Source organism: Bacillus sp. FJAT-42315, assembly GCF_002797375.1.
Classification (GTDB): Bacteria; Bacillota; Bacilli; order Bacillales; family Domibacillaceae; genus Bacillus_CE.
On record NZ_KZ454941.1, the window covers coordinates 2,587,926 to 2,613,266 of the forward strand.

Genomic DNA, 25,341 nt, shown 5'->3' on the forward strand with positions numbered 1-25,341 from the left:
CTGTCACTTCGCTTTCGGTGTAGAAAAAAGGGGCGCCTCATCCATTTATGAGACGTCCCCTTTTTTCTGCTGTTTTCCTAATAGAGTCGTATCTGTTTCGCTTATCATTGCCGTTAATTCCTTAGACAAATCTAATTCATACGGCTGATCCAATTCATCGTTTTCTTCTTCTAATATTAATAACACAGGGCGGTCGCTAACATGAGGCGTTTGCCTTAGCACAACCCCTTTTCGATGATCATGCAAATGAACGGTTAAGCCATTCGGGTAGACAACAATTGACTTACGAAACGCTTCTACCATTTCCGCATCGAATTGAGTTCCCGCTCCCGCATATAGTATTTCTAGACCTTCGGAAGGAAGCATCGCCTGCCTGTATATTCGATTGGAGGTGACAGCATCGTACACATCGGTAATCCCTAAAATTTTTCCATATAAATGAATTTGATCACCTGTAATCCCTCGAGGATAACCTGTACCATTGAGTCTTTCGTGATGCTGATAAGCACAATGAGCAGCTGTAAGTGGAATGCTATGTTCCTTCCTTAAAATATTAAATCCATATTCAGCGTGCTTTTTGATTTCTTCATACTCTCCATCCGTCAGTCGCGAAGGTTTCATTAAAATAGAATGAGGAACAAGTATTTTTCCAACATCATGCAGCATCGCCCCAAGACCAATCTCTTCTAGCTGTTGAGACTTTAGTTGTAACTTTAAACCAAGTGCTAATGTATAGATCGTGACATTGAGTGAGTGTGCTAAAATATAATTGTCGTGTGCACATACGTCAGAGAGCAAGGAAACGGCTTCCTTATGCCCTTTTATTTGATCAAGCATCTCACGTATCACGCTCTTAAACTGCCTCTCCATTTTGTCAAATGAAAACTTACTGTTGAAGTTTTTCGCATTCGCTACATCTTCAAACGATTGTTTCATTACACTGAGAGCTTCCTGGCGCGCTTTTTCTGTCACAGCAGGACGAAACACAATATCTTCTGTTTTTTCGTCTTCCATATAAACAAATGTAATGCCGAGTTGGTGTAGTCGCAATATCATTTGCTTCGTAAGTGGAATTCCATGTCCAATAAGAATTTGACCAGTCTCATTATATACTGGTTTAGCTAACTTAACATGCTCTTTTAATGTTGAAACAGCGACTAGTCTCATTTGCCGATAACTCCCATCTACCACGATAACCTCAGATCTGATATATTACAATTTCTTATACCGCTTTCAGTAGTTTATTTTAACACATTTTCCATTCATCATTGAATTTTTTTCGACATAAACAGCCAAAAATAAAACAAAAAACTTGATCCTGAAAAGCAATATGTGGTATATGGAGAGAATTAACTCCTTCACATACCACATATTCCAACAGAAATCAAGTCATTATAAGATATTATTTCATACTACAATAAATCAGCGGCTAATTGAGCTAAACCAGATCTTTCTCCCTTCATCAGTTTAATATGACCTGCAACGGCTTGATCTTTAAACTTTTCGATCGCATAGGTTAAACCATTGTTATACTCATCTAAGTAAGGGTGATCGATTTGAGCGGTGTCGCCCATTAATACGATTTTACTTTTTTCTCCTACTCTTGTTAAAATTGTTTTCACTTCATGCTTCGTTAAATTTTGTGCTTCATCAATAATAATATATTGTTCCGGAATACTCCGACCACGAATATAGGTAAGTGCCTCCACCTCCACAGAATTTAAACCTGCAAGAATTTGGTCAATTTCTCCCGACTTTTTCGTATTAAATAAATACTCTAGATTGTCATAAATTGGCTGAATCCACGGTCGTAATTTCTCCTGTTTTTCTCCCGGCAAATAGCCAATATCTTTTCCAACAGGTACAATCGGTCGAGCGACGAGCAATTTTTTAAACATTTGCAAGTCTTCTGTTTGAAATAATCCCGCCGCTAAAGCGATTAACGTTTTGCCTGTCCCTGCTTTACCAGCCATCGTAACAAGTGGAATATCCGGTCTCATTAATAACTCGATCGCCATCATTTGCTGCACGTTTCGGGGCTTGATCCCCCAAATGATTTCCTCATCATGCAATAGCTTTTTCATGTACTTCCCTTTTCCATCCACCATTGCTACAGCTGAAGAAGAGCTTCCTAAGGCATCCTTTAATAACAAAAACTGATTGGGATAAAAAGGATGATTCGCTACTTCTGAAAGGGCTAATTCTCCTTTTTGATAAAACAAATCTAATGTTTCTTTCGACACATATATTTCTAAAAAGCCTGTATATATATCGCTCATTTCGATGACTCGATCACTTAAAAAGTCCTCAGATTCTAAACCAAGTGCATCCGCCTTCACTCGAACTAGCGTATCTTTACTGACTAAAATCACAGGACGTCCATTTTCTTTTTCTTTTTCTTCCAATGATAAATTTTTAGCAACCGCCAATATGCGATTATCATTTGTCACTTCAATAAAAATATCTTGCAGCTTTTGAAAAGAGCGATGATTTAATTCAATTCGCAAGCTACCTCCATTATCCAACGGCACGCCTTCATGAAGCTTTCCGGTTTCCCGCAGTTTATCAATGATTTTCGATACAAGTCTAGCATTCCTTCCTATTTCATCCATATACCTTTTTTTCGAGTCTAATTCTTCTAAAACGACAGCTGGTATCACAATTTCATTGTCTTTAAATGAAAAAATAGCGTATGGATCTTGCAATAAGACATTAGTATCTAAAACATAAATTTTACTCAACGAGACGCCTCCTGCTTTTCATCTTTTTTTATTATATGAAGATTAGCTTTGTTGCGTTCTTACAGTTGGGCTGGTAAATATATATGTGCTAATGCATAAGAATAGACGAAATTCGCACAATAGAAATAGAAAAAGCTTATTAAATTAAAATAATCAAGAGGTGATCATATTGAAAAAAATTGTTATTCTCCTCACTTTATTCACACTTTTCGGTTGTGCCCAGAAAAAAGAAGTTGGCTTAGAAACACAGGACGATCGACACAATTCTCAACCGTATCAAGTGAATGTGAAAAATGATCAAATCAATGAAGGTCAACGTCTTTCTATTCAACAAGCATCAAACCGTTTAGCAAAAACAGCCGAAGACATGCCTGGAGTCAAGAATGCCACAGCAGTCGCAGTAGGCGATTATGCGATCGTCGGAATTGACGTAGATGCTAATCTCGATCGCTCGGAAGTTGGCTCAATCAAATACACCGTTGCTGAAGCACTGAAAAACCAACCGTATGGAGCGAATGCTCTTGTCGTTGCTGACCCCGATTTATATGCAAGGCTACAAGAAATAAGAGCCGATATTAACAACGGTCGACCGCTTCAAGGATTGGCGAATGAATTAGCCGATATTGCTGGACGCACCATCCCTGAAATTCCTGGAAACTTAACCGAAACAAACGATGCTGACAAAGTGACAGAGCAACCGAAAACAAAGCTTGCACCAAACGAAGATCGACAGTTAGAAAAACAACAGCAAGAACAATCTAACCATCAGAAATAATCGTATCAAAATCAGGGAGCTGAATTATGATTCAGTTCCTTTTTTTAATGCGTCCATCACTTGTCGATCTAGCTTTTCAGCAGCGACTATATCATATGTTTTCTCATAAGCAGGTTCAGAGACCATTTTGGAGCCGTAAAACATCACATCACGTATCTCTTCAATGTGAATTTCGACAATCGACACTTTCAATGGAACTGATGATGCCTGCTTCGTTAAAATCTTACTTTGACCTGTAATCGTATATGTAGATTCATTTGCAATAAGGTTGATACTTATAGCTGTATTTTTTTCTAAATTTTCAATCATCCGAGAGCGACTAGTAACAGCAAAGCGAAGAGTGCTTTCATCCACCGCATAAATCCAGGAAATTGCATGAATCATTGGTCTGCTAGTTTCGTGGTCTATCGTTGCTACAGTCACAAACCTGTCATTTTGTAACGCTTCAAACAATACAGGAATTAATTGCGTTTCCAAACGATTAACCAAATGAATCCCCTCCTTATTTAATTTCATTATACATGAAATTTGTGTCACTTCCGAATTTTACGAATCCCTTCTTTTTTCATATGAAGATGTTTACAGACAGTCATGATATACTAATGAAAAAGCACGAGGTGGTTACAAATGAGAGTTAAATGTATTTTATGTGAGAAAATCGAGAAAATTGATGATAGTTTACTGATCGCAAAAAGATTAAGAAATCGACCCATTCACACGTATATGTGTTCAGAATGCGACAATCGAATTGCTGAAAAGACAAGAGCACGAATTGCTACTGGCCAATTCCACATTTACCGCTCCGGCAAAGAAAAAGAATGGCTATAGTTCTCTGTATACAAAAAGGACCGCATCTCGCGGTCCTTTTTCAAACTTCATTTTCTTTTTTATGCATGCGCAATCTAACTTTATATATTCCAAGAACTAACGCAGCTACAAACAAACTTTCAACGACTGGCAGTTGGTAAGAAAGAATTAATAAAAGCAAGGAACCAACGACCAAGGAAATATAGACAATAATGTTTTTTCCAAGCGATAGCTTCTTAGCGAAACCGAAATTGTATACTAAAATCGACAGGAACACTAAGGCAAGCCAGTAAAGCCTGACAGCCCATGTAACCCCAACTCCATTAATTAAGGCGCCCAGTAGTGGACTGACATGCTCTAACCCTTCCACTTCCTAACTCCCCCTTAACACTTAGTTTTCTTCGTATTTCTTCTTTTTCGCGGCTCTTTCTCGCTCGTTCTTATCAAGAATCTTTTTACGAAGACGGATCGATTCAGGTGTAAGTTCACAATACTCGTCCTCGTTTAAATACTCTAACGCTTCTTCTAGAGACATGATTCTTGGTTTTTTCATCGTAGTTGTTTGATCTTTCGTTGCTGAACGAACGTTTGTTGCTTGTTTCATTTTCGTAATATTAACGGTTAAGTCATTTTCACGAGTATGCTCGCCGACAATCATTCCACCATAAATTTCTGTACCTGGTTCTACAAAGATCGTTCCACGGTCCTCAACTTGCATAATACCATATTGAGAAGATTTTCCTGACTCCATAGAAACAAGTACTCCCTGACGACGTCCACCAACACGTCCTGGCTGCATCGGCTGGTAGCTATCAAATGTATGGTTAATGATCCCATATCCTCGAGTCATCGTTAAAAATTCAGTTGTATAACCAATTAATCCACGAGCTGGAACGTTAAATACAAGACGAACTTGACCGTTTCCATTATTAATCATATCAATCATTTCGCCTTTTCGCGACCCTAATGATTCGATAACGGAGCCTGTGTATTCTTCAGGTACATCAATTTGAACGCGTTCCACCGGCTCACAACGAACACCATCAATTTCTTTAACAATTACTTCCGGCTTAGATACTTGTAATTCGTATCCTTCACGACGCATATTTTCGATTAAAATCGATAAATGCAGTTCTCCACGACCAGACACGATCCATTCATCAGGAGAATCGGTATTTTCTACTCGCAAGCTTACATCTGTTTCAAGCTGTGCTTCTAGACGCTCTTGAATCTTTCTCGCTGTCACAAATTTACCTTCACGACCAGCAAACGGACTGTTGTTTACAAGGAAAGTCATTTGTAGCGTTGGTTCGTCAATACGAAGAATTGGCAACGCTTCTTGATGTTCAATCGGACAAATCGTTTCCCCAACGTTAATGTCTTCCATACCAGATATAGCAATTAAGTCGCCGGCGTGAGCTTCTTGGATTTCCATACGCTTCAGACCCATGAAGCCAAAGATTTTCGTTACACGGAAAGATTTTACTGTACCATCATTCTTCATTAAGGCCACTTGTTGACCTACTTGAATCGTTCCACGGAACACGCGACCAATTCCGATACGACCTACATAATCATTGTAATCAAGTAAAGCCACTTGGAATTGTAACGGCTCTTCTCTGTTATCAATCGGAGAAGGAATATGTTGTACGATCGCTTCGTATAAAGCTTCCATGTTCTCATCTTGCTTATCAGGCGTTGCGCTTGCTGTTCCGTTAATACCAGATGCATAAATCACCGGGAACTCAAGTTGCTCATCATTCGCATCAAGCTCGATAAACAACTCAAGAACTTCATCAACTACTTCTGCCGGACGAGCAAAGTCACGGTCGATTTTATTCACAACGACGATTGGACGTAAATTCTGTTCTAACGCTTTCTTTAATACAAATCGCGTTTGTGGCATACAGCCTTCGTACGCATCGACAACTAACAATACGCCGTCCACCATTTTCATGATTCGTTCAACTTCTCCACCGAAATCGGCATGTCCTGGTGTATCTAGAATGTTGATTTTCGTATCTTTATATTGGATCGCAGTATTCTTTGCTAAAATCGTAATGCCGCGCTCTCTTTCAATGTCATTTGAATCCATTGCGCGCTCTTCAATGTGCTCATTGCTTCTAAAAATTCCAGATTGTTTCAATAATTGATCAACAAGCGTTGTTTTCCCATGGTCAACGTGAGCAATAATCGCAATGTTTTTCAAATCGTTTCTTGTATTCAAATTAGTTCCTCCTGACTAATATAAGCATCTCAATTTCGATATCATTCTTCAATAACTGAATTATTATATCATAAGTCAACATGAATTCCTATTTGTTAATTAGGATTGTCAAATCATTTTTTTATTGTAAAATAGAGAAAAAGGAGGGACGGATCGTGAGAGAATTCAAGTGGGTGTTTTTTCTATTTGCACTGGCAGCTGCTTCCTGTATGATCGGCATGGGAATCGCTATCGGTGAAAGAAGCATGAGCGGAATCATTGGATGTGCGGTTGCCCTTATTGCAGTTATGGGGTTTGGTTTTTCAACAAAAGCAAAAATGCGCAGAGCAGGTAAATTATAAAGTGAAACTTCAATCAACAAGGGTGTTTCAGCCTGTTAATGCGGGATAAAAGATGATATGTAAAAGGCTGTCCTGAAGCTAGTAGCCACACCCTCTATAAATTAAGAGGAGCATGGCTACTGCCGGACAGCCTTATTTCGTCGGTAATAAAAATTGATCCAGTATGTCCGAATGAAGGCTTGTTTCTCCAGCAAACACACTGTTAACAGAAAGCATGTCCAACTCTTCTCCAAGCAAGGTAGTCACCACTCCACCAACTTCTTCAACAATAATTTTCCCGGCAGCAAAGTCCCAAGGTGAAAGCCTCATCGTTAAATAGCTATCTATCCTTCCAGACGCTACGTAAGCCAATTCTAGCGCAGCAGAACCATACGAACGAGTTCCCCTGACAGTAGTCGCTAAAGACGCGAGTTTATGTTGATCAAAGTACGCATTTTTCACTAACCATGTGGCGTTAACAGCAATGAGAGCTTGGTGAATGGGAACTTGTTTCAAAGGCGGCAACCTCACTTCATTCATGTAAGCGCCTTTCCCTTTCTCCGCAAAATAAAGTTCGTCATGAGTGACATCATAAATATAACCTAATCGTCCGACGCCATTTTCATAAATCCCAATAGAAATAACAAAATTACGCTGCTGATGGATAAAGTTCATTGTTCCGTCAATCGGGTCAATAATCCATACAATTCCATCTAGTGAGTGTAGTTGATCTCCATGCCCTTCTTCTCCTAAAATGCCATGGTCAGGGTAGGTGCGACGAATATTGGAAATGAAATACTTTTCTGTTTCTTTATCCATATTTGTTACTAAGTCATTAGGGTTTGATTTTGTTTGTATGCTTAAAGAATGCATAAAGGAGTCTCGAATTGACTTCCCAGCATCCGCAATCCATTGCTTTGCATACCGATCTATTTCCGTCCAATTTGCCATGACCATTCCTCCAACGTGGACATAATGTACCAAGTGAAATTTTTTAACTTATTTGACATTATAGTATATAACACCACTTTTTTAAATAAAAATAGACTCGCTAGTTGGATAGACGAGCCCATTTTCTCATTTTTTTCATTTTCCTACTTCTTTATAGCTACTGTTCATCATCTTTTTGCAATTGTTCCCATAATTTTCGTAATACCGCTTTCGATTTCTCCATTTGGATTCGATCGTTCTTTTGCATCGCTTCAAATAGGACGGCTAATTCATAATCAAGTTCGAGACGGATCACAGCTAGTCTTTGTTTCGTTTGTGTTTGTTTAATCAGACCATTCACCACTTGTTTCATCATGCAAGCACTCCTTTTTATGATATGATATGGACGAACAACTCAAGGAGGATATTTCATGGAATTTACCGGTTTTACAACAGATGATTTTCAAGTGTTCTCAATTGATGGATTACAACCAAGAATGGACGCTCTACAACAACATATCAGACCGAAACTAGAAGCTTTAGGGACTTTTTTTTCACAAGAATTGGGTCAGCTAGCTGGAGATGAAATGTTTTATCATGTGGCAAAACACGCTCGCCGTACAGTTAATCCACCAGATGACACATGGGTAGCCTTTGCTAATAATAAGCGCGGCTACAAAAAACATCCTCACTTTCAAATTGGCTTATGGGGGACGCATATGTTTATTTGGTATGCCGTCATTTATGAAGCACCTCGAAAAGCTGAAATTGGCTCCCTGCTTGAAAAAAATATAGAATCGATACGCGAAATAATTCCTAGTCACTTTGTCTGGTCAGACGATCACACAAAACCGACAGCTACTAAAATGGTGGATTTATCAGACGAGCAGCTACTCCAGCTATTTCAACGTCTCCAATCGGTGAAAAAAGCAGAAATACTTTGTGGCATCCATCTGCATAGGGACGACGTCATTCACATGAACAGAACAGAATTTCTTGACACAGTTTATGATGCTTTTGTCAAATTAATACCCCTATACAAATTATCTTAAACAAATGAAGAGGCTGACTAATCGTTTTTTGACGATTGGTCAGCCTCTTTCATTGTTACTTCATTTTAATTCGCTCGCCGTCTTCGGCCGCTTTCATTTTTTGCACGGCATGGTAAGAAGAATAGCCGCTTACCTCTTCAAATTCATTACAGAGCTTTTTTTCTTCCGCCTTACTTGGAACAATTTCTTTAAAACGGCGATAAGCTATCATCAGCTCTTCTTTATTGACGCCTTTCTCATAAGCGTTTTCGATCGCTTCAAAAAACTTAATGACATCTATCACTTCTTCTGTCGTCCAATCCGTTGAAAAAGGATAAGAATATTCCATGTACTTCACCTTCTTTTGTCTTTTCTTACGATGTTCCCCATTTTCTGCGAATCTCTTCACCATCCGCAATCATCTTGTTGATTAGCTCACTCACAGGTGGGGCATCATGAATTAATCCCATCACCTGTCCAGCCCAAGCGAACCCTTCCTCTTCTTTCCCCTCATGAATGTAACGCTTGTTTGCGACACCACTTATGTACTCTTTCAAGCTTTCGTAGTCGCCATGCTCTTCTTCAATTGCCAAGATTTTATCTGTCCAGCTGTTGGCAATGGCGCGTGCTGGTGCCCCGAGAGAGCGCTTAATGACCACTGTATCATTTTCGCTTCCTTCAATCAAAGTCTTTTTATACAGTTCAGAGGCATGCACACATTCTCTCGTGGCAATAAATCGTGTCCCCATTTCAATGCCTTCCGCCCCTAAAGAGAGCGCCGCCATCAATCCTCGACCATCCCCGATGCCTCCGGATGCAATGACAGGGATATTGACACTTTCTACAACTCTAGGAACGAGAACGAACGTCCCTGTATCACTTCGGCCAAGATGTCCTCCACCCTCTTGTCCGACAACCATGACAGCATCAGCTCCAAGCTCCTCCGCTTTTTGTGCTTGTCTCACAGCAGCAACAAGTACAAGCGTTTTAATTCCTGTCCCCTCAAGCTGTTGAAATAACGGGGCAGGATTTCCACCTGTCATGGAGATCACCGGTACTTTTTCTTCAATCGCCACATCTAAATAAGCAGCAAATGGTCGCCTTTGCTGTCCGATAGAAAAGTTGACACCGAATGGTCGATCAGTCATTGAACGCACTTTTTTAATTTCATCTCGTAACTGTTCAGGATCTGACAAAGACATCGCGGTAATTTGCCCGAGTCCACCAGCATTAGACACAGCTGCGGCTAAATCGGAATAAGCTAAGTGTGCCAGCCCTCCTTGAATGATTGGATATTGAATATTTAACAATTTCGTAATTCTCGTTTCCCAGTTCATCACCATCACCCTCCTCTTTTTTCATTTCTCTCTTTGAAAGCGTAAATCCTTTTTTCTACTAAGAATATTTAAAAACTTTCTAGGCAAAGCTATGTCAACATGCTATAATTCTCTTGTTTTATGCAAAAAATGTCGATTAATTAAATAATCAATAAATAAAGTGATAAAAGAGGTGAAAGGTAAGTTGTCCCAATTTGAAACACCATTATTTACAGGCTTATTAGAGCACGCAAAAAAGAATCCGGTACAATTCCACATACCTGGACATAAAAAAGGAAATGGTATGGATCCCGAATTTCGTGATTTCATCGGTGAGAATGCCTTATCCATTGATTTAATTAATATTGCTCCACTTGATGATCTTCATCAACCGAAAGGAATCATCGAACAAGCTCAAAATTTAGCGGCAAAAGCATTTGGAGCTGATCACACATTTTTCTCCGTTCAAGGAACGAGCGGCGCCATTATGACGATGGTGATGACCGTTTGTGGACCTGGTGAAAAAATCATCGTTCCTCGAAATGTGCATAAGTCCGTCATGACAGCCATCGTATTTTCTGGAGCGATCCCGATTTTCATCCACCCAGAAGTCGATAAAGAACTTGGTATTTCTCACGGAATCACAGTAGATGCTGTTCAGCGTGCATTAGAGAAGCATCCTGATGCTAAGGGAGTTCTCGTCATTAACCCAACTTACTTTGGTGTTTCAGGAGATTTGCGACAAATTGTGGAAATCGCTCACTCCTATGATGTGCCTGTACTTGTTGACGAAGCTCATGGAGTACATATTCATTTCCATGATGACTTACCGCTCTCTGCGATGCAAGCCGGTGCTGATATGGCTGCGACAAGCGTTCATAAACTTGGCGGATCGATGACGCAAAGCTCGATCCTCAATGTGAAGGAAGGACTTGTATCCGTTCAACGTGTTCAAACGATTTTGAGTATGATGACGACGACATCAACCTCCTACATCCTTCTTGCTTCTCTTGACACAGCTAGAAGACAGTTAGCTACACAAGGGAAAGCGCTCATTGAGCAGGCGATTCAACTAGCTCAGTCGATCCGCACGCAAATTAACGAGATTGATGGCTTATATTGTGTAGGAGAAGAAATTCTCGGTACGAAAGCTACTTTTGACTATGATCCAACGAAATTGATTATCTCTGTGAAAGCTCTCGGTATCACGGGTCATGAAGCAGAAGTTTGGTTAAGAGAGCATTACAATATTGAAGTGGAACTATCCGACCTTTACAATTTACTCTGCATTGTCACACCTGGAGATACGAAAGAAGACGCTGAAACTTTAGTCCGCGCACTTCGTCAATTAGCAGACCAATGTGCGAAAGGTAACAGATCGTCCCATACGGAAGTGTTATTACCTGATATTCCAGTCATTGCTCTCTCTCCAAGAGATGCTTTTTATGCTGAAACAGAAATTGTTCCGTTTACCGAAGCGGCCGGCCGCATTAGCGCTGAATTCGTGATGGTGTATCCACCTGGCATTCCTATCTTTATTCCAGGAGAAATTATTACAGAAGAAAATCTAACGTATATTAGTAAAAATCTCGAGGCGGGATTACCCGTTCAAGGTCCCGAAGACTTCGAGTTAAAAACATTGCGAGTGATTCGAGAACGAAAAGCGATTAGTTAACACTCTTGAATAAAAAGAGGCGATTCCCCTTTGGAAATCGCCTCTTTTTGTATCATCATCCCTTTTTGGATAAACAATTAATCTTCCAGTTCTATTTCCTCTTCACAGCCACAGTGTGAGTATAAAATAGATACTTTCTCGTCTTCAAAATGTTCAATTGTATCTAAGCAAGACTTACAAACAATGGTCCCCATATTCAACACCCTCTCCTTTATTTTGTAAGCGGTTTATATTTGTATTTATAATAATATAACACATTTAATTTTTCAAGCCTAAATTGTATGTCACATTTATTTTTTTCTATCCTATTTTGCTAACATTATTAAAAAAATAATGACATAAGCCATCGAAAAGAAAAATAGGATAACAGAATCATAACGGTCATCATGTAGCTCCGTTTATGGTCAAGCAGTTTTCTAGCGACTACAACACATAAATAGAAAAACATCAAAAATAACAACCAATGAAATTCCGCTGAATCTCCTTTCGATAACCAACGAGCCAAAGAATAAAAGCTCCAAATCATCCATTGAATGATAAAAACAATGTAATAAGCCATATCGATCATCCACTCATTTCATCACAGACTGTTTTTATTATATGAATGACCCTCTGCTTGTTAATACTAACTCGTCCAAAAAAAAATAAGACTGTCGTTTTAGACAGTCTTATTCTTTAAATAAACATTATTTTACGATATGAATAGGTGTTCCTATAGCTACTTCAGCAGCTTCCATAGAAATTTCACCTAATGTTGGATGAGCATGAATCGTCATTGCGATATCTTCTGCTGTCATACCTGCTTCGATCGCTAGACCAAGCTCGGAGATCATGTCAGAAGCACCAGCACCTGCAATTTGCGCACCGATAATCAAGCCATCTTCTTTACGAGTCACAAGCTTCACAAAGCCATCTGTGCTGTTAAGAGCCAAGGCACGACCATTTGCTGCAAATGGGAACTTCGCAGCAACGATTTCAATACCTTCTTCTTTCGCTTCTGCTTCTGTATAACCAACAGTCGCTAATTCTGGCTCAGTAAAGCAGACAGCTGGAATACCTAAGTAATCAATTTCAGCCTTTTCTCCCGCAATCACTTCAGCTGCAATTTTTCCTTCATAAGAAGCTTTATGAGCTAATGGAGGGCCTTGTACGATATCACCGATCGCGAAAATGTTGGCAACGCTCGTACGGCATTGCTTGTCGATTTCGATTAAGCCACGCTCTGTTAATTTCACGCCTGCTTGCTCAAGTCCAAGCTCGTCTGTGTTAGGACGACGACCAACTGTTACTAGCACGTAATCCGCTTCGATTTTTTCTTCTTTGCCATCAGCTTCATAAGTAACAACGACACCATTTTCTGTTGTTTCCGCTGATTTCGCCATTGCTTTTGTGACCATGTTTACACCTTTTGCTTTTAAATTACGCTTCACAAGAGCAGACATTTGCTTTTCAAAGCCACTTAAAATCTCTGCTGCACCTTCAAGAATTGTAATTTCTGTACCAAGGTTTGCATATGCTGTAGATAACTCAGCACCGATGTATCCACCGCCTACAACGACCATTTTGCTTGGGATTTCTTTCAAGCCAAGAGCGCCAGTAGAATCAAGCACGCGGTCAGAAAATTTAAAGTTAGGGATTTCAATCGGACGAGAACCAGTTGCAATGATTGCATGTTTGAAATTGTATGTTTGAGCAGAATTTTCATCCATTACGCGAAGAGTGTTTGCATCGACAAAGTACGCTTCACCGCGAACGATTTCAACTTTGTTTCCTTTTAAAAGCCCTTCTACTCCACCAGTCAATTTCTTAACAACGCCAGCTTTCCATGCTTGAACCTTTTCAAAGTCAACTGTTACATTTTCTGCAACAATTCCCATATCATCAGAATGTTTTGCTTGCTCTACACGATGTCCTGCAGTTAGTAATGCTTTCGAAGGAATACAACCAACGTTTAAGCATACGCCACCAAGGTTGGCTTTCTCCACGATTGTTACTTTTTGGCCTAGCTGCGCAGCACGAATCGCTGCTACATATCCACCAGGTCCTGCACCAATTACTATAGTGTCCGTTTCGATTGGGAAATCTCCTACTACCATTTGTCTTACGCCTCCATTAATAAAAGTTCTGGATCATTTAATAATCGCTTAATATGATTAAGCGCATTTTGAGCAGTGGCTCCATCAATCATGCGGTGGTCAAAGCTCAATGATAATGCTAACACAGGTGCGGCTACAATTTCACCATTTTTTACAATAGCTTTTTCAGAAATTCTTCCGATTCCAAGAATCGCCACTTCTGGATGGTTAATAACCGGTGTAAACCATTGTCCGCCAGCTGAGCCGATGTTCGTAATTGTACAAGAAGCACCTTTCATTTCATCTGGAGCTAACTTACCATCACGAGCTTTGCCAGCTAATTCATTGATTTCATCGGAGATCGTAAACATCGATTTACGATCAGCATTTTTTACAACCGGTACTAGCAAGCCTTTATCTGTGTCAGCCGCAATTCCGATATTGTAATAATGCTTTTGAATAATTTCTCCTGCTGCATCATCAAGAGAAGTATTCAATGCAGGATACTCACGCAAAGCGCTCGTTAAAGCTTTCACTACATATGGAAGGAACGTCAACTTGATACCTTTTTCCGCTGCAATATCTTTAAATTTCTTGCGGTGAGCCCATAATTTCGTTACTTCCACTTCGTCCATTAATGTAACATGTGGAGCTGTATGCTTCGAATTCACCATCGCTTTAGCAATTGCTTTACGAATGCCACTCATTTTCTCACGAGTTTCAGGGAATTCTCCTTCAGGCAGAACAACTTTTGCTGCAGCCTTTGTCTCTTCAGCTGGCATTGCTTGTTCGTCTTTCGCTTCTACAACTGGAGCTTCCGGTGTCGCTGTCGCAACGTTTTGTCCACCTGATAGGTAAGCATCAATATCTTGCTTCAACACACGCCCGTTATTGCCTGTTCCAGCTACTTGTCGAATATCTACTTCACGCTCACGAGCATATTTGCGAACAGAAGGCATAGCGATCACTCGACGACTAGGATCTACCTCTTCTTTCTGTGCCGCTACTGGTGCTGTGTCCGCTTCTGGTGTCGCTTCTTCTTTTGCTTCTGTTTTCTCTTCATGATCTCCTTTAAACTTTAAGTTCTCATATCCAGGAGCATCAAATTTAACAAGTACATCTCCAACAATTGCTGTCGTGCCTTCGTCTACTAAAATCTCTTCTACAGTACCAGCAACTGGAGAAGGGATTTCTACTACTGCTTTATCATTTTGCACTTCACAAAGCACATCGTCCTCTTGCACTTTATCGCCTTGCTTAACAAACCACTTAACGATTTCGCCTTCATGGATACCTTCACCGATATCAGGCAATCTAAATTCAAAAGCCAAAGTCTTCTACCTCCCATTAATGTCAAATTATATTTTTATGAATTAAAAAGTAAGTACTTTTTTCGCCGTTTCGATGACATCCTTATAGTTAGGAAGCCACACAGACTCTGCTTGCGAGAATGGGAAAACCGTATCTGGAGCCGCTACACGCAGAACAGGTGCCTCAAGGCTAAGGATCGCACGTTCATTAATTTCTGCTACAACGTTAGCCGCAATACCTGCTTGCTTCTGTGCTTCTTGAACAACAATGACGCGACCTGTTTTTTCAACAGATGAAATGATCGTATCAATATCAAGCGGTTGTACTGTACGTAAATCCACTACTTCTACAGAGAAGCCTTCTTTTTCAAGCTCTTCTGCGGCTTTAATGGATTCATGTACCATTGCTCCATAAGTAATAATCGATAAATCAGTTCCTTCACGTTTTACCTCTGCTTTACCTAGTGGGATTGTATACTCCTCTTCAGGTACCTCTTGACGGAAAGAACGGTATAATTTCATATGCTCTAAGAAAATAACAGGATCGTTATCACGAATAGCAGAAATCAATAGTCCTTTTGCATCATAAGGAGTAGAAGGGATTACCACTTTCAATCCTGGTTGTTGCGTAACTAACCCTTCTAAACTATCTGCATGCAGCTCAGGTGTATGAACGCCTCCACCGAACGGAGAACGAATCGTTACAGGAGCCGGATACGTTCCGCCAGAGCGGTAGCGAAGACGTGCTAATTGTCCGCTGACAGAATCCATTACTTCATAAACGAACCCGAAGAATTGAATTTCAGGTACAGGTCGGAAGCCTTCTAAAGCAAGACCAACAGCAAGGCCACCAATTCCAGATTCAGCTAGCGGCGTATCAAACACACGATCTTCACCGAATTCTTTTTGAAGACCTTCTGTTGCACGGAAAACCCCGCCGTTTACTCCTACGTCTTCCCCAAAGACTAATACGTTTTCATCATTCTTTAGTTCCGTGCGCAAAGCATCCGTAATTGCTTGGATCATTGTCATTTGGGCCATGGCTTACTTCGACTCCTTCTCTTTATATAATTCGAATTGCTCTTTTAAATTTTGCGGCATTTCTTCATACATGAACGACATTAAGTCGGTTACTTTTTGTTTTGGCGTATCATCCGCTTTTTTGATTGCCTGTTTAATTTCTTCTTTCGCACGCTCAATGACTTCATTTTCCTTCTCTTCATTCCATAAACCTTTGCCTTCAAGGAATTTACGGAAACGTACTAATGGATCTTTCTTTTCCCATTCATTGTCAAGATCTGACGTACGATAACGTGTTGGGTCATCCCCCGCCATTGTATGTGGACCGTAACGATAACACATTGTTTCAATTAGTGTAGGACCTTCGCCGTTAAGCGCACGATCACGCGCTTCACGTACAACCGCATAAACAGCAAGCGGGTCCATCCCGTCTACTAACACACTTGGAATACCAGCCGCGATCCCTTTTTGAGCGATCGTTTTAGCTGCTGTTTGCTTTTCTCGTGGAGTAGAAATCGCAAACTGATTGTTTTGTACAATGAAGATGGCAGGAGCATTGAAAGCACCAGCAAAGTTAATTCCCTCATAGAAATCACCTTGTGATGAACCGCCATCGCCTGTATATGTAACTGCAACCGCTTCCTTTCCACGTTTTTTAAGGCCTAATGCTACTCCAGCATTTTGGATATATTGAGCACCAATAATAATTTGCGGCGCTAATACGTTGACTCCTTCTGGAACTTGGTTGCCGTGAAAATGTCCACGCGAGAATAAAAACGCTTGGTATAGTGGTAGTCCGTGCCAAATAATTTGAGGAACATCACGATATCCTGGTAAAATCCAATCTTCTTTTTCTAAAGCAAAATGAGAAGCAATTTGTGAAGCTTCCTGTCCAGCTGTTGGCGCATAGAACCCTAAGCGACCTTGACGGTTTAAAGAGATCGAGCGCTGATCTAATACTCGTGTATATACCATGCGAGTCATTAATTCTTGAAGCTGATCATCCGTTAATTGCGGCATCGCCTCTTCATTAACAATTTCGCCTTTTTCGTTTAAAATTTGAACCATTTCAAATTGATCTTCAATCATTTCGAGCGTTTTTTTCGCATCGAATGGTACCTTTTTCTTAGCACTCATGAAAGCCACCTACCCTTTCGTTTTCTAAATAGTGTGTCTGTTTATTGTGCAACTCGTCCCTATAATACATACGAATAATTCCTTTAAGGAGTCGAATTGCTTCTGTACTAATTAACATGCTGTATATAACTAGTACAACCCCTAGTATACAGTCAATAGTTTATAATATTGAGCAGCGTGAAGTCAAATAAAATAAACGGATGGTTCGCTCATTCAAAATAAATGAAATGTTTTCAAAAAAACAACTGTATTACTTCTAAAAAGCCTTCTGTACTATAAAAAAATTGAAAATTCCGATCTGTTATAGAGTAGAACTCACAAATTTCTATACCCATAAATACTCTTTCCTTATTAAAAGAAAACTAACCAACATATTGCTCAATTATTCACTATTTTCTTAAGCGCTCACACTTTCATTAACAAAATGACATTTATTTGATAAACTATCGATAATCATTGATGTAAAGAAAGAAGGTTTGAATTATGATTACAATGAAAGATATCATCCGTGAAGGGCATCCTACTTTACGAGAAAAAGCAGCGGAAGTCGTTCTTCCTGCCAGTGAAGAAGATCATCAAATATTAGCAAACCTTATTGAATATGTAAAAAACAGCCAAGATCCTGAAATCTCAGGCAAATATGGATTGCGTCCAGGTGTAGGGTTAGCCGCTCCGCAAATCGGTGTTTCAAAACGGATGATTGCGGTACAAGTGCATGATGACAACGATCAATTGTTGAGTTACGCCCTCTTTAACCCACGCATTGTCAGCCACTCAGTGGAAAAAACTTATTTAGCGACAGGAGAAGGTTGCTTATCTGTTGATCGCGACGTCCCAGGCTATGTTCACCGCTATGCCAGAGTCACCGTGAAGGGAACCACTCTTGCAGGCGAAGAAGTGAAGCTTCGTTTAAAAGGAGTTCCGGCAATCGTATTTCAACATGAAATTGATCATTTAAACGGTGTGATGTTTTATGATCATATTGATCCAAAAAAACCTTTCCAAGCACAAGAAGGCGCTACACCCATCGAACGTTAACCAAAAAACAAGCCAGCATCTACGTCTGGCTTGTTTTTTTACAATTAAATAAGTCCAAGCTTCTCCAGAGCTAAAAATATGCCATCATCAGCCACGTCGGCTGTCACCATATCCGCCTGTTCTTTCACAATTGGGTGAGCATTCCCCATCGCCACACCCGTTCCTACCGCTTGTAACATTTCAATATCGTTTAATCCATCTCCAAATGCGTACACATCTTCCAACTCAAACGGAAGGCGTTCTAACATTCTCTCTATCCCCACTGCTTTTGAACCTCCTACTGGCACAATATCAAGAGAGTAAGGATGCCATCTAATGAATGTGAATTCAGGAAATTGCTCTCGATAGTTCATCTCATCCTCTTCGCTACAAAACAGTAGAGTTTGATATAAATCATTTTGTTGATAAAAATCTGGTTGAGATTCCGGGTGAGGAAAATTCAAACTTCTGAAACTTGTTTCAATATGCGTATGTTGAGGATGATTCGATCTCATCTTTGATTCATTCATAAATACAAGTGGATGCTCTTTCTCTTTTGCTTGAGCCACTAGATTCCTTAAAGGATCGATATGTAAAGGATTTAAATAAACGGCTTCTCCTTCAAATACAACATACTGTCCATTAAAACTAATAAACGATTCAATATTTAATTCTTTTCGCAAATCTTCAAACATAAACGGAGCTCTTCCAGTTGCAATAGCGGTGTAAACCCCTTTGTTTTGTAGCAATTTAACCGCTTCTTTTGTTCGAGCAGGAAGCTGTTTCTCATGATTTAGAAGTGTTCCATCAATATCAAAAAAAACGATTTTAGTCATCTTGACGACTCCTTTTATTTCCTCTATTATTCATAAGGGCTTTCGAGTCAAAACTAACCGAATTATTACGGAAAGTCAACAAAATACACCTTATTTTACCATTAATAAAAAATGCTTTACACATAGCATACTATACATACAGCCACCGCGACCATTTCCTGTTTTACTTTATATTTGGACAGTGTTGTGGTAAAATACAGCTAAGGAGTGATCCACTATGTTAAAGAAGCTAAAGAAGAAGCTTGCAAAACAGTGGAAAGATATGCTCAGAAGAAAATCAATCGCATAATAAAGAATGGTTGAGCCCTTCCTTTATGAAGGGCTGTCTTTGTGTAAAACAATAATAATTGCCCATACTAAATGCTATCTAGCTATGTGAACGCAAAGCTTAACGCATGAAAAAATATTGGGCATTCTATATAATATAAATTAACAAATGACGGTATTTATAAAAACTGGGGGACCAGTTTAGATATACATTTCGGATAAGGAGAGAATACAATGATTTTTAAAGTGTATTATCAAGAAAAAAAAGAAGAAGTACCAGTACGTGAGCACACTAGAGTGCTTTATACAGAAGCAAACTCTGAACGTGAAGTTCGTCACGCATTAAAAAACCGCCCATATAATGTTGAATTCGTTCAAAAGATCGAAAATTCTTATTTAGACTACGAAAAGCAATCTCCAAACTTTAAATTGGAGCAACTCTAACTTATGAAATTTGTTAAAAATGATCAAACAGCTGTTTTCGCCCTAGGCGGTTTGGGTGAGATCGGCAAAAATACGTACGCAGTTCAATTTCAAGATGAAATTATTTTAATTGATGCGGGAATCAAATTCCCTGAAGACGAACTGCTAGGGATCGATTATGTCATCCCCGATTATACTTACTTAGAAAAAAATGCAGACAAAATTAAAGGATTATTTGTTACTCATGGGCACGAAGATCACATCGGTGGGATTCCTTACTTGCTTCGTCAAGTGAATATTCCTATATATGGCGGGAAGCTTGCTCTTGGATTAATTAGAAATAAATTAGAAGAGCATGGGCTACTTCGTCAGACGACTCTTCATGAAATCCATGAAGATGATGTGATTAAATTTAGAAAGACATCGGTTACTTTCTTCCGTACGACGCATAGCATCCCTGACTCCTATGGAATTGTTGTGAAAACGCCTCCTGGGAACATTGTTCATACAGGAGATTTCAAATTCGACTTCACTCCAGTTGGAGAACCAGCCAACCTAACAAAAATGGCTGAAATCGGAAAAGAAGGCGTTCTTTGCCTTTTGTCTGACAGCACAAATAGTGAGGTGCCTAACTTCACTATGTCTGAACGTCGTGTTGGTGAAAGCATCCATGATGTTTTCCGTAAGGTGGAGGGAAGAATTATCTTTGCAACCTTCGCTTCAAACATCCATCGTCTTCAACAAGTGGTAGAAGCCGCTGTAGAAAACGGTAGAAAAGTAGCCGTTTTCGGACGTAGCATGGAAGCTGCTATTAATATCGGTCAAGAGCTAGGTTACATCCGCTGCCCAAAAAATACATTTGTCGATACGCAACAGCTGAATCGTTTACCAGCTAACAAAGTAACTATTCTATGTACAGGAAGCCAAGGGGAACCTATGGCTGCTTTATCTAGAATTGCTAATGGTACACATCGTCAAATACAAATACAACCTGGAGATACAGTCGTCTTTTCTTCCTCTCCTATTCCTGGAAACACGATTAGTGTGAACAGAACGATCAATATGCTTTACCGTGCAGGAGCTGAAGTCATTCACGGATCATTAAGTGATATTCACACTTCTGGTCATGGTGGACAAGAAGAACAAAAGCTAATGCTTCGCTTGATTAAACCTAAATTCTTTATGCCGATCCATGGGGAATACCGCATGCAAAGGGTTCATATTCAACATGCAGTCGACTGTGGCGTGCCAGAAGATCATTGTTTTATTATGGACAATGGCGATGTGTTAGCCTTGAGTAGGGATTCTGCTGAGATTGCAGGAAAAATCCCTTCTGGTTCTGTCTACATTGATGGTAGTGGAATCGGCGATATCGGAAATATTGTCTTGCGTGACCGCCGGATTTTATCTGAAGAAGGGCTTGTCATTGTTGTCGTCAGCATCAATATGAAGGACTATAAGGTAGAAGCAGGTCCAGATATTATTTCTCGTGGATTTGTTTATATGCGTGAATCAGGTGACTTAATTTATGAAGCACAAAGCATGCTCAATAAACATATTCATAAAGTACTAAACAAGAAAACATCTCAATGGTCTGAGATCAAAAATGAAATCATTGATACGTTAGCTCCATTTCTTTATGAGAAAACGAAGCGTCGCCCAATGATTTTGCCAATTATTATGGAAGTGTAAAAAATATATCGACAAAAAGGATGCAAAGAAACATGCATCCTTTTTTGGTTATTACCCATTCATTACTCTCTTCTCAAAACGACTAATATCTGAATCAGCACCAATAACAATTAATAGATCATCTTTTTGAATAGGTTCCGCTGGGTGAGGAGAAACAATCACTTCTCTACCTCTTTTAATTGCCACAATATTAATGCCATATCGTGCTCGAATATCCAAATCTATAATCGAGTTGCCTGCTAATAATTCATTGGCAACAATTTCCACAATGGAATGTTCGTCTGATAATTCTAAGTAATCTAACACATTATTTGAAATCATATTATTAGCAATTCGTTTGCCCATATCGCGTTCCGGATGCACCACTTGGTCAGCACCAATTTTTCTTAATACTTTTTCATGGTAGTCATTTTGCGCCTTTGCTGTAATGCGCTGCACACCTATTTCCTTTAATATGAGCGTAGTTAAAATACTGGATTGAATATCATCTCCAATGGCAACAATTACATGGTCAAAATTCCTAATCCCCAAGCTCTTTAAAACGGATTCATCTGTTGTATCCGCTACTACAGCATGAGAAGCAATCGAAGCAAATTCATTGACCCGATCCTCATCGACATCAATAGCCATAACTTCCATCCCTTGTTCTGCTAGCGCTCGACAAATACTCCCACCGAAACGACCTAAACCAATGACGACAAACTCTTTTTTCACAAAAATTCCTCCACTAATTAAACAAAATTCAAGCTACGTTTATTTTACCACAAATCGGAATAAAACAGCTGTTGCTTCTTATTTATCTTGATCAGACAAATATTGAAAATAGCTTGTGATCGCTTCTATTGCAAAAGTAATCGCCTCTTCGTTTGGATTTAATTTCGCATGATGCAAGCCATATTCTGAGCCTACTCCGAGCCAGAACATAAGTCCTGGTATTTCCTTCAACATGTAACCGAAGTCCTCACCTGTCATTGCTTCTTTACAAACAACTAATTGAACACCTTCTTTTTCTTCCATAAAATTCATGAAACGATCCGCAACGGCTTGATCATTATTTACTTGATAATAATTACTTCCATAATCGATTCTAGCTTCACAATCAAACCCATATTCGATGCCTTTTACTAACGCTTCTATCCGCTTCTTCACCTTTTGCATCGCTTCAGCAGAAAGGGTGCGAATCGTACCTTCCATTCTAGCTGTCTCTGCAATAATATTTTGAACCGTTCCACCAGTAATCTTCCCTATCGTCACTACAGCACTATCGAGTGGATCGATATTTCTTGCTACAATCGTTTGCAACTGGGTCGTTAAGTGAGCCGCTGCAACAACCATATCCTTCGTTTCATGAGGATACGCCGCATGACCACCTTTCCCTTTTAAATCAATATATAGTTCTGATGTATTAGCAAACAATAGACCAGGTTTCGTAGCGATGGAGCCAACTGGGTATTCAGGCGCAATATGAAGAGCATAAATTTCATCCGGCATCCATTGCTGTAGCATGTCACTTTGCATCATTGGTGCAGCACCACCAGGGCCCTCTTCGGCCGGCTGAAATATAAATACTAGATCATCATTGATTTCTGTTTCTACAAAATGAGTTAACACGCCAAGACCGATACTCATATGCATATCATGACCGCATGCATGCATCGCTCCTTCATGTGTGGAGCTAAACGGCAATTCTGTTTGCTCAGTAATCGGCAACCCATCGATGTCCGCTCGATACCCAATCGTACGCGAGGGGTTCTTTCCTTTAATTTTCACTAATATTCCTGTTTTCCATGTGTTAATTTCCAATCGGTCTTGGGAAAGAGTTTGCAAATAATCTAATAAATAACGCTGAGTTTTTACTTCTTGAAATCCGAGCTCTGGTATTTGATGAAGATCTCTTCTAATTTGAATGAATTGATTAATCGTCATATTGCTTGCCCTCTTTTCTTTAAAAACAGGCGTGAGCTTAAAAGCCCACGCCTGATCGATTCTTTAACTCACAGTAGCTTCTTATAGTTTACGAAGCTCCTGCATAATTTCTGTTTTAGACTTTGTTTTGTCATCGATTTGCTTAATGACTTTTGCTGGTGCACCTGTTGCTACAGAGTATGGAGGAATGTCTTTCGTTACGATCGCTCCTGCTCCAACAACAGAACCTTTTCCGACTGTAACGCCTTCTAAAATAACCGCATTCGCTCCGATTAATACATCATCTTCTAGCACAACTGGCTTAGCAGATGGCGGCTCAATAACGCCAGCAATGACAGCTCCTGCTCCTACATGACAGTTTTTCCCGACAGTCGCACGCCCACCAAGAACCGCATTCATATCAATCATTGTTCCGTCGCCAATGACAGAACCGATATTAATAGACGCCCCCATCATGATTACGACATTATTGCCGATTTCTACTTGATCACGAATAATTGCTCCTGGTTCAATTCTAGCATTAATGCCTTTAAGGTCTAGCAAAGGAATCGCTGAGTTGCGACGGTCGTTTTCAACTACATAGTCTTCAATTTTATCTTGGTTTTGTTGGATGGCTTCAGAAATTTCTGACCATTCACCGAAGACGACTCCTGATTTTCCTTCAAGGAATGTTTGAGCAGATGAGCCGAAGTCGATACCTTCTACGTCACCTTTTACGTATACTTTTACTGGTGTTGATTTTTTACTGTTTCCAATAAAGGAAATAATCTCGTGTGCATCCATCATTTTCATGTTATGTATTCCTCCTCTAACAACTTATGTATTGCCGACGATTTCGTCTGCATTTCTTATTAATTTAACAGAGTGAAGTAAATTTCACAAGCAATTTTCACCAGATGACATCGTTACTGTTTAAACTCTTCAATTACTTCAATAAATGCTTGGACTTGTCTTAACTCAAAAGCTGAGTCATACCCTAGAAGCCATGTATCCCGACGTAGAGGGCATTGATCTTGATCAAGCAAGGGGATTTTATACACTTCACTCAATGTGCCATTTAACGTTATTTCAGGCAATATTGCATAGCCGATTCCGTTAAACGCCATTTGTCGACATGTCTCAATTTGATCGACAATAATCGATTGTTTCGGCGCACTTTGAAATTGACGATGCCACCATTCTTGTATTTCCTGAAAGTAGGTTGAGTCGCTTTTAAATTGAATAAACGGCTTATCTGTTGTTAATATTTCATCTACATATTTAATTTCCCGATCAACTAAAAACAGACTGTCCTCAAATAAATGAATTTTTCTCCCTTTCCAATCAGGTGTGCCGCGAATGATTCCTATATGTACTTCCCCTTCATATAATGCCTTAGAAATTTCACTGCTCCAACCGGTCATTAAAGAAATTTTAGCATGAGGATATCGTTCAACAAAACGTTTTAACACTTGCGGGAGCCAGTTTTGTCCAACAATGGATGCACAAGCGATTTTTAATGTTCCATGAACTTCCGATTCCAATGATTGGATGCTTTCAACTACCTTTTCTCTTTTTTCCACTACTTCTTTTGAAAATTGAATAATCATTTCTCCCGCTGGCGTCAACGTTAATCCCTTTGTCGTTCGATTAAATATTCTCGTTCCCCAACCCTTTTCAATCGTTTGTAATCGTTGCGACAGCGCAGGTTGAGAGACAAATAAACGCTCCGCAGCTTTTCTCATATTCATCTCTTCCGCTAATACAGTTAGTAGTTGCGACTCTGAAAATAACATCGATATCCCCCCAAACGTTAACCGTTTACCTTTATGCTAAA

General features: G+C 39.7%; 27 protein-coding genes. 8 read left to right on the plus strand and 19 right to left on the minus strand.

From position 1 onward, the window contains the following. Positions 1 to 45: 45 nt before the first annotated feature. Positions 46 to 1,167 (minus strand): HD-GYP domain-containing protein, encoded by a 1,122-nt coding sequence (locus CEF22_RS12650; protein ID WP_100403143.1) that lies wholly within the window; start codon positions 1,165 to 1,167, stop codon positions 46 to 48. 245 nt (positions 1,168 to 1,412) lie between these two features. Then, positions 1,413 to 2,741: a PhoH family protein gene (locus tag CEF22_RS12655; protein ID WP_100403144.1), complete on the minus strand. Its 1,329-nt coding sequence runs from the start codon at positions 2,739 to 2,741 to the stop codon at positions 1,413 to 1,415. 160 nt (positions 2,742 to 2,901) lie between these two features. Between CEF22_RS12655 and CEF22_RS12660 the strand changes: the two genes are divergently transcribed. After that, on the plus strand, positions 2,902 to 3,516 hold the full coding sequence (locus tag CEF22_RS12660; protein ID WP_442857370.1) for a YhcN/YlaJ family sporulation lipoprotein: 615 nt from the start codon (positions 2,902 to 2,904) through the stop codon (positions 3,514 to 3,516). Between the two features lie 24 nt (positions 3,517 to 3,540). On the opposite strand, the gene CEF22_RS12665 is transcribed toward CEF22_RS12660, so the two are convergent. Further along, positions 3,541 to 4,005, minus strand: a complete 465-nt coding sequence (locus CEF22_RS12665; RefSeq protein ID WP_100403145.1) for a pyridoxamine 5'-phosphate oxidase family protein — start codon at positions 4,003 to 4,005, stop codon at positions 3,541 to 3,543. Between the two features lie 138 nt (positions 4,006 to 4,143). On the opposite strand from CEF22_RS12665, the gene CEF22_RS12670 reads away from it, so the two are divergent. Continuing rightward, positions 4,144 to 4,344, plus strand: coding sequence for a YlaI family protein (locus CEF22_RS12670; RefSeq protein ID WP_100403146.1), 201 nt, complete (start codon positions 4,144 to 4,146; stop codon positions 4,342 to 4,344). A 40-nt stretch (positions 4,345 to 4,384) separates the two neighbouring features. Here CEF22_RS12670 and CEF22_RS12675 read toward each other — a convergent pair whose 3' ends face one another. Both CEF22_RS12675 and typA read right to left on the minus strand, forming a co-directional pair. Next, entirely contained in the window at positions 4,385 to 4,693 is a 309-nt protein-coding gene (locus CEF22_RS12675; protein WP_100403147.1) for a YlaH-like family protein, read from the minus strand. A 21-nt stretch (positions 4,694 to 4,714) separates the two neighbouring features. Then, positions 4,715 to 6,550 (minus strand): translational GTPase TypA, encoded by a 1,836-nt coding sequence (gene typA / locus CEF22_RS12680; protein WP_100403148.1) that lies wholly within the window; start codon positions 6,548 to 6,550, stop codon positions 4,715 to 4,717. Positions 6,551 to 6,705: 155 nt separating this feature from the next. Between typA and CEF22_RS12685 the strand changes: the two genes are divergently transcribed. Then, a complete protein-coding gene (locus CEF22_RS12685) occupies positions 6,706 to 6,891 on the plus strand; it encodes a YlaF family protein (RefSeq protein WP_100403149.1) in 186 nt (61 codons plus the stop codon). Positions 6,892 to 7,023: 132 nt separating this feature from the next. Here CEF22_RS12685 and CEF22_RS12690 read toward each other — a convergent pair whose 3' ends face one another. After that, positions 7,024 to 7,821: an inositol monophosphatase family protein gene (locus CEF22_RS12690; protein ID WP_100403150.1), complete on the minus strand. Its 798-nt coding sequence runs from the start codon at positions 7,819 to 7,821 to the stop codon at positions 7,024 to 7,026. A 157-nt stretch (positions 7,822 to 7,978) separates the two neighbouring features. After that, complete coding sequence (locus CEF22_RS12695) at positions 7,979 to 8,176, minus strand: hypothetical protein (protein ID WP_232726116.1); 198 nt, start codon at positions 8,174 to 8,176, stop codon at positions 7,979 to 7,981. A 55-nt stretch (positions 8,177 to 8,231) separates the two neighbouring features. Here CEF22_RS12695 and CEF22_RS12700 point away from each other — a divergent pair, with 55 nt between their 5' ends. Next, positions 8,232 to 8,852 carry a YktB family protein gene (locus CEF22_RS12700; protein ID WP_100403151.1) on the plus strand — a complete coding sequence of 207 codons (621 nt, stop codon included), beginning with the start codon at positions 8,232 to 8,234 and terminating at the stop codon, positions 8,850 to 8,852. Positions 8,853 to 8,907: 55 nt separating this feature from the next. Here CEF22_RS12700 and CEF22_RS12705 read toward each other — a convergent pair whose 3' ends face one another. Together CEF22_RS12705 and CEF22_RS12710 are read right to left on the minus strand one after the other, a co-directional pair. Further along, on the minus strand, positions 8,908 to 9,180 hold the full coding sequence (locus tag CEF22_RS12705; RefSeq protein WP_100403152.1) for a UPF0223 family protein: 273 nt from the start codon (positions 9,178 to 9,180) through the stop codon (positions 8,908 to 8,910). Positions 9,181 to 9,205: 25 nt separating this feature from the next. After that, positions 9,206 to 10,168 (minus strand): NAD(P)H-dependent flavin oxidoreductase, encoded by a 963-nt coding sequence (locus tag CEF22_RS12710; protein WP_100403153.1) that lies wholly within the window; start codon positions 10,166 to 10,168, stop codon positions 9,206 to 9,208. A 184-nt stretch (positions 10,169 to 10,352) separates the two neighbouring features. Here CEF22_RS12710 and CEF22_RS12715 point away from each other — a divergent pair, with 184 nt between their 5' ends. Beyond that, the gene (locus CEF22_RS12715; RefSeq protein ID WP_100403154.1) at positions 10,353 to 11,822 is read left to right on the plus strand and encodes an aminotransferase class I/II-fold pyridoxal phosphate-dependent enzyme; all 1,470 of its coding nucleotides are present in this window, start codon (positions 10,353 to 10,355) and stop codon (positions 11,820 to 11,822) included. A 77-nt stretch (positions 11,823 to 11,899) separates the two neighbouring features. On the opposite strand, the gene CEF22_RS12720 is transcribed toward CEF22_RS12715, so the two are convergent. From CEF22_RS12720 to pdhA, 5 genes are all read right to left on the minus strand, one after another. Beyond that, a complete protein-coding gene (locus CEF22_RS12720) occupies positions 11,900 to 12,016 on the minus strand; it encodes a GapA-binding peptide SR1P (protein WP_100403155.1) in 117 nt (38 codons plus the stop codon). A gap of 492 nt (positions 12,017 to 12,508) precedes the next feature. Next, the gene (gene lpdA, locus CEF22_RS12730) at positions 12,509 to 13,918 is read right to left on the minus strand and encodes a dihydrolipoyl dehydrogenase (protein WP_100403156.1); all 1,410 of its coding nucleotides are present in this window, start codon (positions 13,916 to 13,918) and stop codon (positions 12,509 to 12,511) included. A gap of 5 nt (positions 13,919 to 13,923) precedes the next feature. Continuing rightward, positions 13,924 to 15,228: a dihydrolipoamide acetyltransferase family protein gene (locus CEF22_RS12735; RefSeq protein WP_100403157.1), complete on the minus strand. Its 1,305-nt coding sequence runs from the start codon at positions 15,226 to 15,228 to the stop codon at positions 13,924 to 13,926. Between the two features lie 42 nt (positions 15,229 to 15,270). Next, a complete protein-coding gene (locus CEF22_RS12740; RefSeq protein WP_100403158.1) occupies positions 15,271 to 16,248 on the minus strand; it encodes an alpha-ketoacid dehydrogenase subunit beta in 978 nt (325 codons plus the stop codon). A gap of 3 nt (positions 16,249 to 16,251) precedes the next feature. Further along, entirely contained in the window at positions 16,252 to 17,364 is a 1,113-nt protein-coding gene (gene pdhA, locus CEF22_RS12745) for a pyruvate dehydrogenase (acetyl-transferring) E1 component subunit alpha (protein ID WP_100403159.1), read from the minus strand. A gap of 483 nt (positions 17,365 to 17,847) precedes the next feature. On the opposite strand from pdhA, the gene def reads away from it, so the two are divergent. Next, complete coding sequence (def, locus tag CEF22_RS12750; protein ID WP_100403160.1) at positions 17,848 to 18,402, plus strand: peptide deformylase; 555 nt, start codon at positions 17,848 to 17,850, stop codon at positions 18,400 to 18,402. Positions 18,403 to 18,446: 44 nt separating this feature from the next. Here the strand turns inward: def and CEF22_RS12755 are convergent, their stop codons facing one another. Next, positions 18,447 to 19,217 carry a Cof-type HAD-IIB family hydrolase gene (locus CEF22_RS12755; protein ID WP_100403161.1) on the minus strand — a complete coding sequence of 257 codons (771 nt, stop codon included), beginning with the start codon at positions 19,215 to 19,217 and terminating at the stop codon, positions 18,447 to 18,449. A gap of 501 nt (positions 19,218 to 19,718) precedes the next feature. Between CEF22_RS12755 and CEF22_RS12760 the strand changes: the two genes are divergently transcribed. Further along, a complete protein-coding gene (locus CEF22_RS12760) occupies positions 19,719 to 19,928 on the plus strand; it encodes a DNA-dependent RNA polymerase subunit epsilon (RefSeq protein ID WP_100403162.1) in 210 nt (69 codons plus the stop codon). Between the two features lie 3 nt (positions 19,929 to 19,931). Beyond that, a complete protein-coding gene (gene rnjA / locus CEF22_RS12765) occupies positions 19,932 to 21,599 on the plus strand; it encodes a ribonuclease J1 (RefSeq protein ID WP_100403163.1) in 1,668 nt (555 codons plus the stop codon). A 51-nt stretch (positions 21,600 to 21,650) separates the two neighbouring features. Here rnjA and CEF22_RS12770 read toward each other — a convergent pair whose 3' ends face one another. From CEF22_RS12770 to CEF22_RS12785, 4 genes are all read right to left on the minus strand, one after another. Next, positions 21,651 to 22,313 (minus strand): potassium channel family protein, encoded by a 663-nt coding sequence (locus tag CEF22_RS12770; protein ID WP_095479763.1) that lies wholly within the window; start codon positions 22,311 to 22,313, stop codon positions 21,651 to 21,653. 78 nt (positions 22,314 to 22,391) lie between these two features. Beyond that, complete coding sequence (locus CEF22_RS12775) at positions 22,392 to 23,525, minus strand: N-acetyldiaminopimelate deacetylase (RefSeq protein WP_100403164.1); 1,134 nt, start codon at positions 23,523 to 23,525, stop codon at positions 22,392 to 22,394. 81 nt (positions 23,526 to 23,606) lie between these two features. After that, positions 23,607 to 24,317: a 2,3,4,5-tetrahydropyridine-2,6-dicarboxylate N-acetyltransferase gene (dapD, locus tag CEF22_RS12780; protein ID WP_095479760.1), complete on the minus strand. Its 711-nt coding sequence runs from the start codon at positions 24,315 to 24,317 to the stop codon at positions 23,607 to 23,609. 113 nt (positions 24,318 to 24,430) lie between these two features. Then, complete coding sequence (locus CEF22_RS12785; RefSeq protein ID WP_095479759.1) at positions 24,431 to 25,300, minus strand: LysR family transcriptional regulator; 870 nt, start codon at positions 25,298 to 25,300, stop codon at positions 24,431 to 24,433. Positions 25,301 to 25,341: the final 41 nt, after the last annotated feature.

Coding starts and splice junctions, on each gene's coding strand:
- def (WP_100403160.1), top strand. CDS start 17,848: ATGATTACAATGAAAGATATCATCCGTGAAGGGCATCCTACTTTACGA.
- CEF22_RS12670 (WP_100403146.1), top strand. CDS start 4,144: ATGAGAGTTAAATGTATTTTATGTGAGAAAATCGAGAAAATTGATGAT.
- lpdA (WP_100403156.1), bottom strand. CDS start 13,918: ATGGTAGTAGGAGATTTCCCAATCGAAACGGACACTATAGTAATTGGT.
- CEF22_RS12755 (WP_100403161.1), bottom strand. CDS start 19,217: ATGACTAAAATCGTTTTTTTTGATATTGATGGAACACTTCTAAATCAT.
- dapD (WP_095479760.1), bottom strand. CDS start 24,317: ATGAAAATGATGGATGCACACGAGATTATTTCCTTTATTGGAAACAGT.
- CEF22_RS12775 (WP_100403164.1), bottom strand. CDS start 23,525: ATGACGATTAATCAATTCATTCAAATTAGAAGAGATCTTCATCAAATA.
- rnjA (WP_100403163.1), top strand. CDS start 19,932: ATGAAATTTGTTAAAAATGATCAAACAGCTGTTTTCGCCCTAGGCGGT.
- CEF22_RS12710 (WP_100403153.1), bottom strand. CDS start 10,168: ATGAACTGGGAAACGAGAATTACGAAATTGTTAAATATTCAATATCCA.
- pdhA (WP_100403159.1), bottom strand. CDS start 17,364: ATGAGTGCTAAGAAAAAGGTACCATTCGATGCGAAAAAAACGCTCGAA.
- CEF22_RS12695 (WP_232726116.1), bottom strand. CDS start 8,176: ATGATGAAACAAGTGGTGAATGGTCTGATTAAACAAACACAAACGAAA.
- CEF22_RS12740 (WP_100403158.1), bottom strand. CDS start 16,248: ATGGCCCAAATGACAATGATCCAAGCAATTACGGATGCTTTGCGCACG.
- CEF22_RS12760 (WP_100403162.1), top strand. CDS start 19,719: ATGATTTTTAAAGTGTATTATCAAGAAAAAAAAGAAGAAGTACCAGTA.
- CEF22_RS12720 (WP_100403155.1), bottom strand. CDS start 12,016: ATGGGGACCATTGTTTGTAAGTCTTGCTTAGATACAATTGAACATTTT.
- CEF22_RS12700 (WP_100403151.1), top strand. CDS start 8,232: ATGGAATTTACCGGTTTTACAACAGATGATTTTCAAGTGTTCTCAATT.
- CEF22_RS12785 (WP_095479759.1), bottom strand. CDS start 25,300: ATGTTATTTTCAGAGTCGCAACTACTAACTGTATTAGCGGAAGAGATG.
- CEF22_RS12705 (WP_100403152.1), bottom strand. CDS start 9,180: ATGGAATATTCTTATCCTTTTTCAACGGATTGGACGACAGAAGAAGTG.
- CEF22_RS12650 (WP_100403143.1), bottom strand. CDS start 1,167: ATGAGACTAGTCGCTGTTTCAACATTAAAAGAGCATGTTAAGTTAGCT.
- CEF22_RS12690 (WP_100403150.1), bottom strand. CDS start 7,821: ATGGCAAATTGGACGGAAATAGATCGGTATGCAAAGCAATGGATTGCG.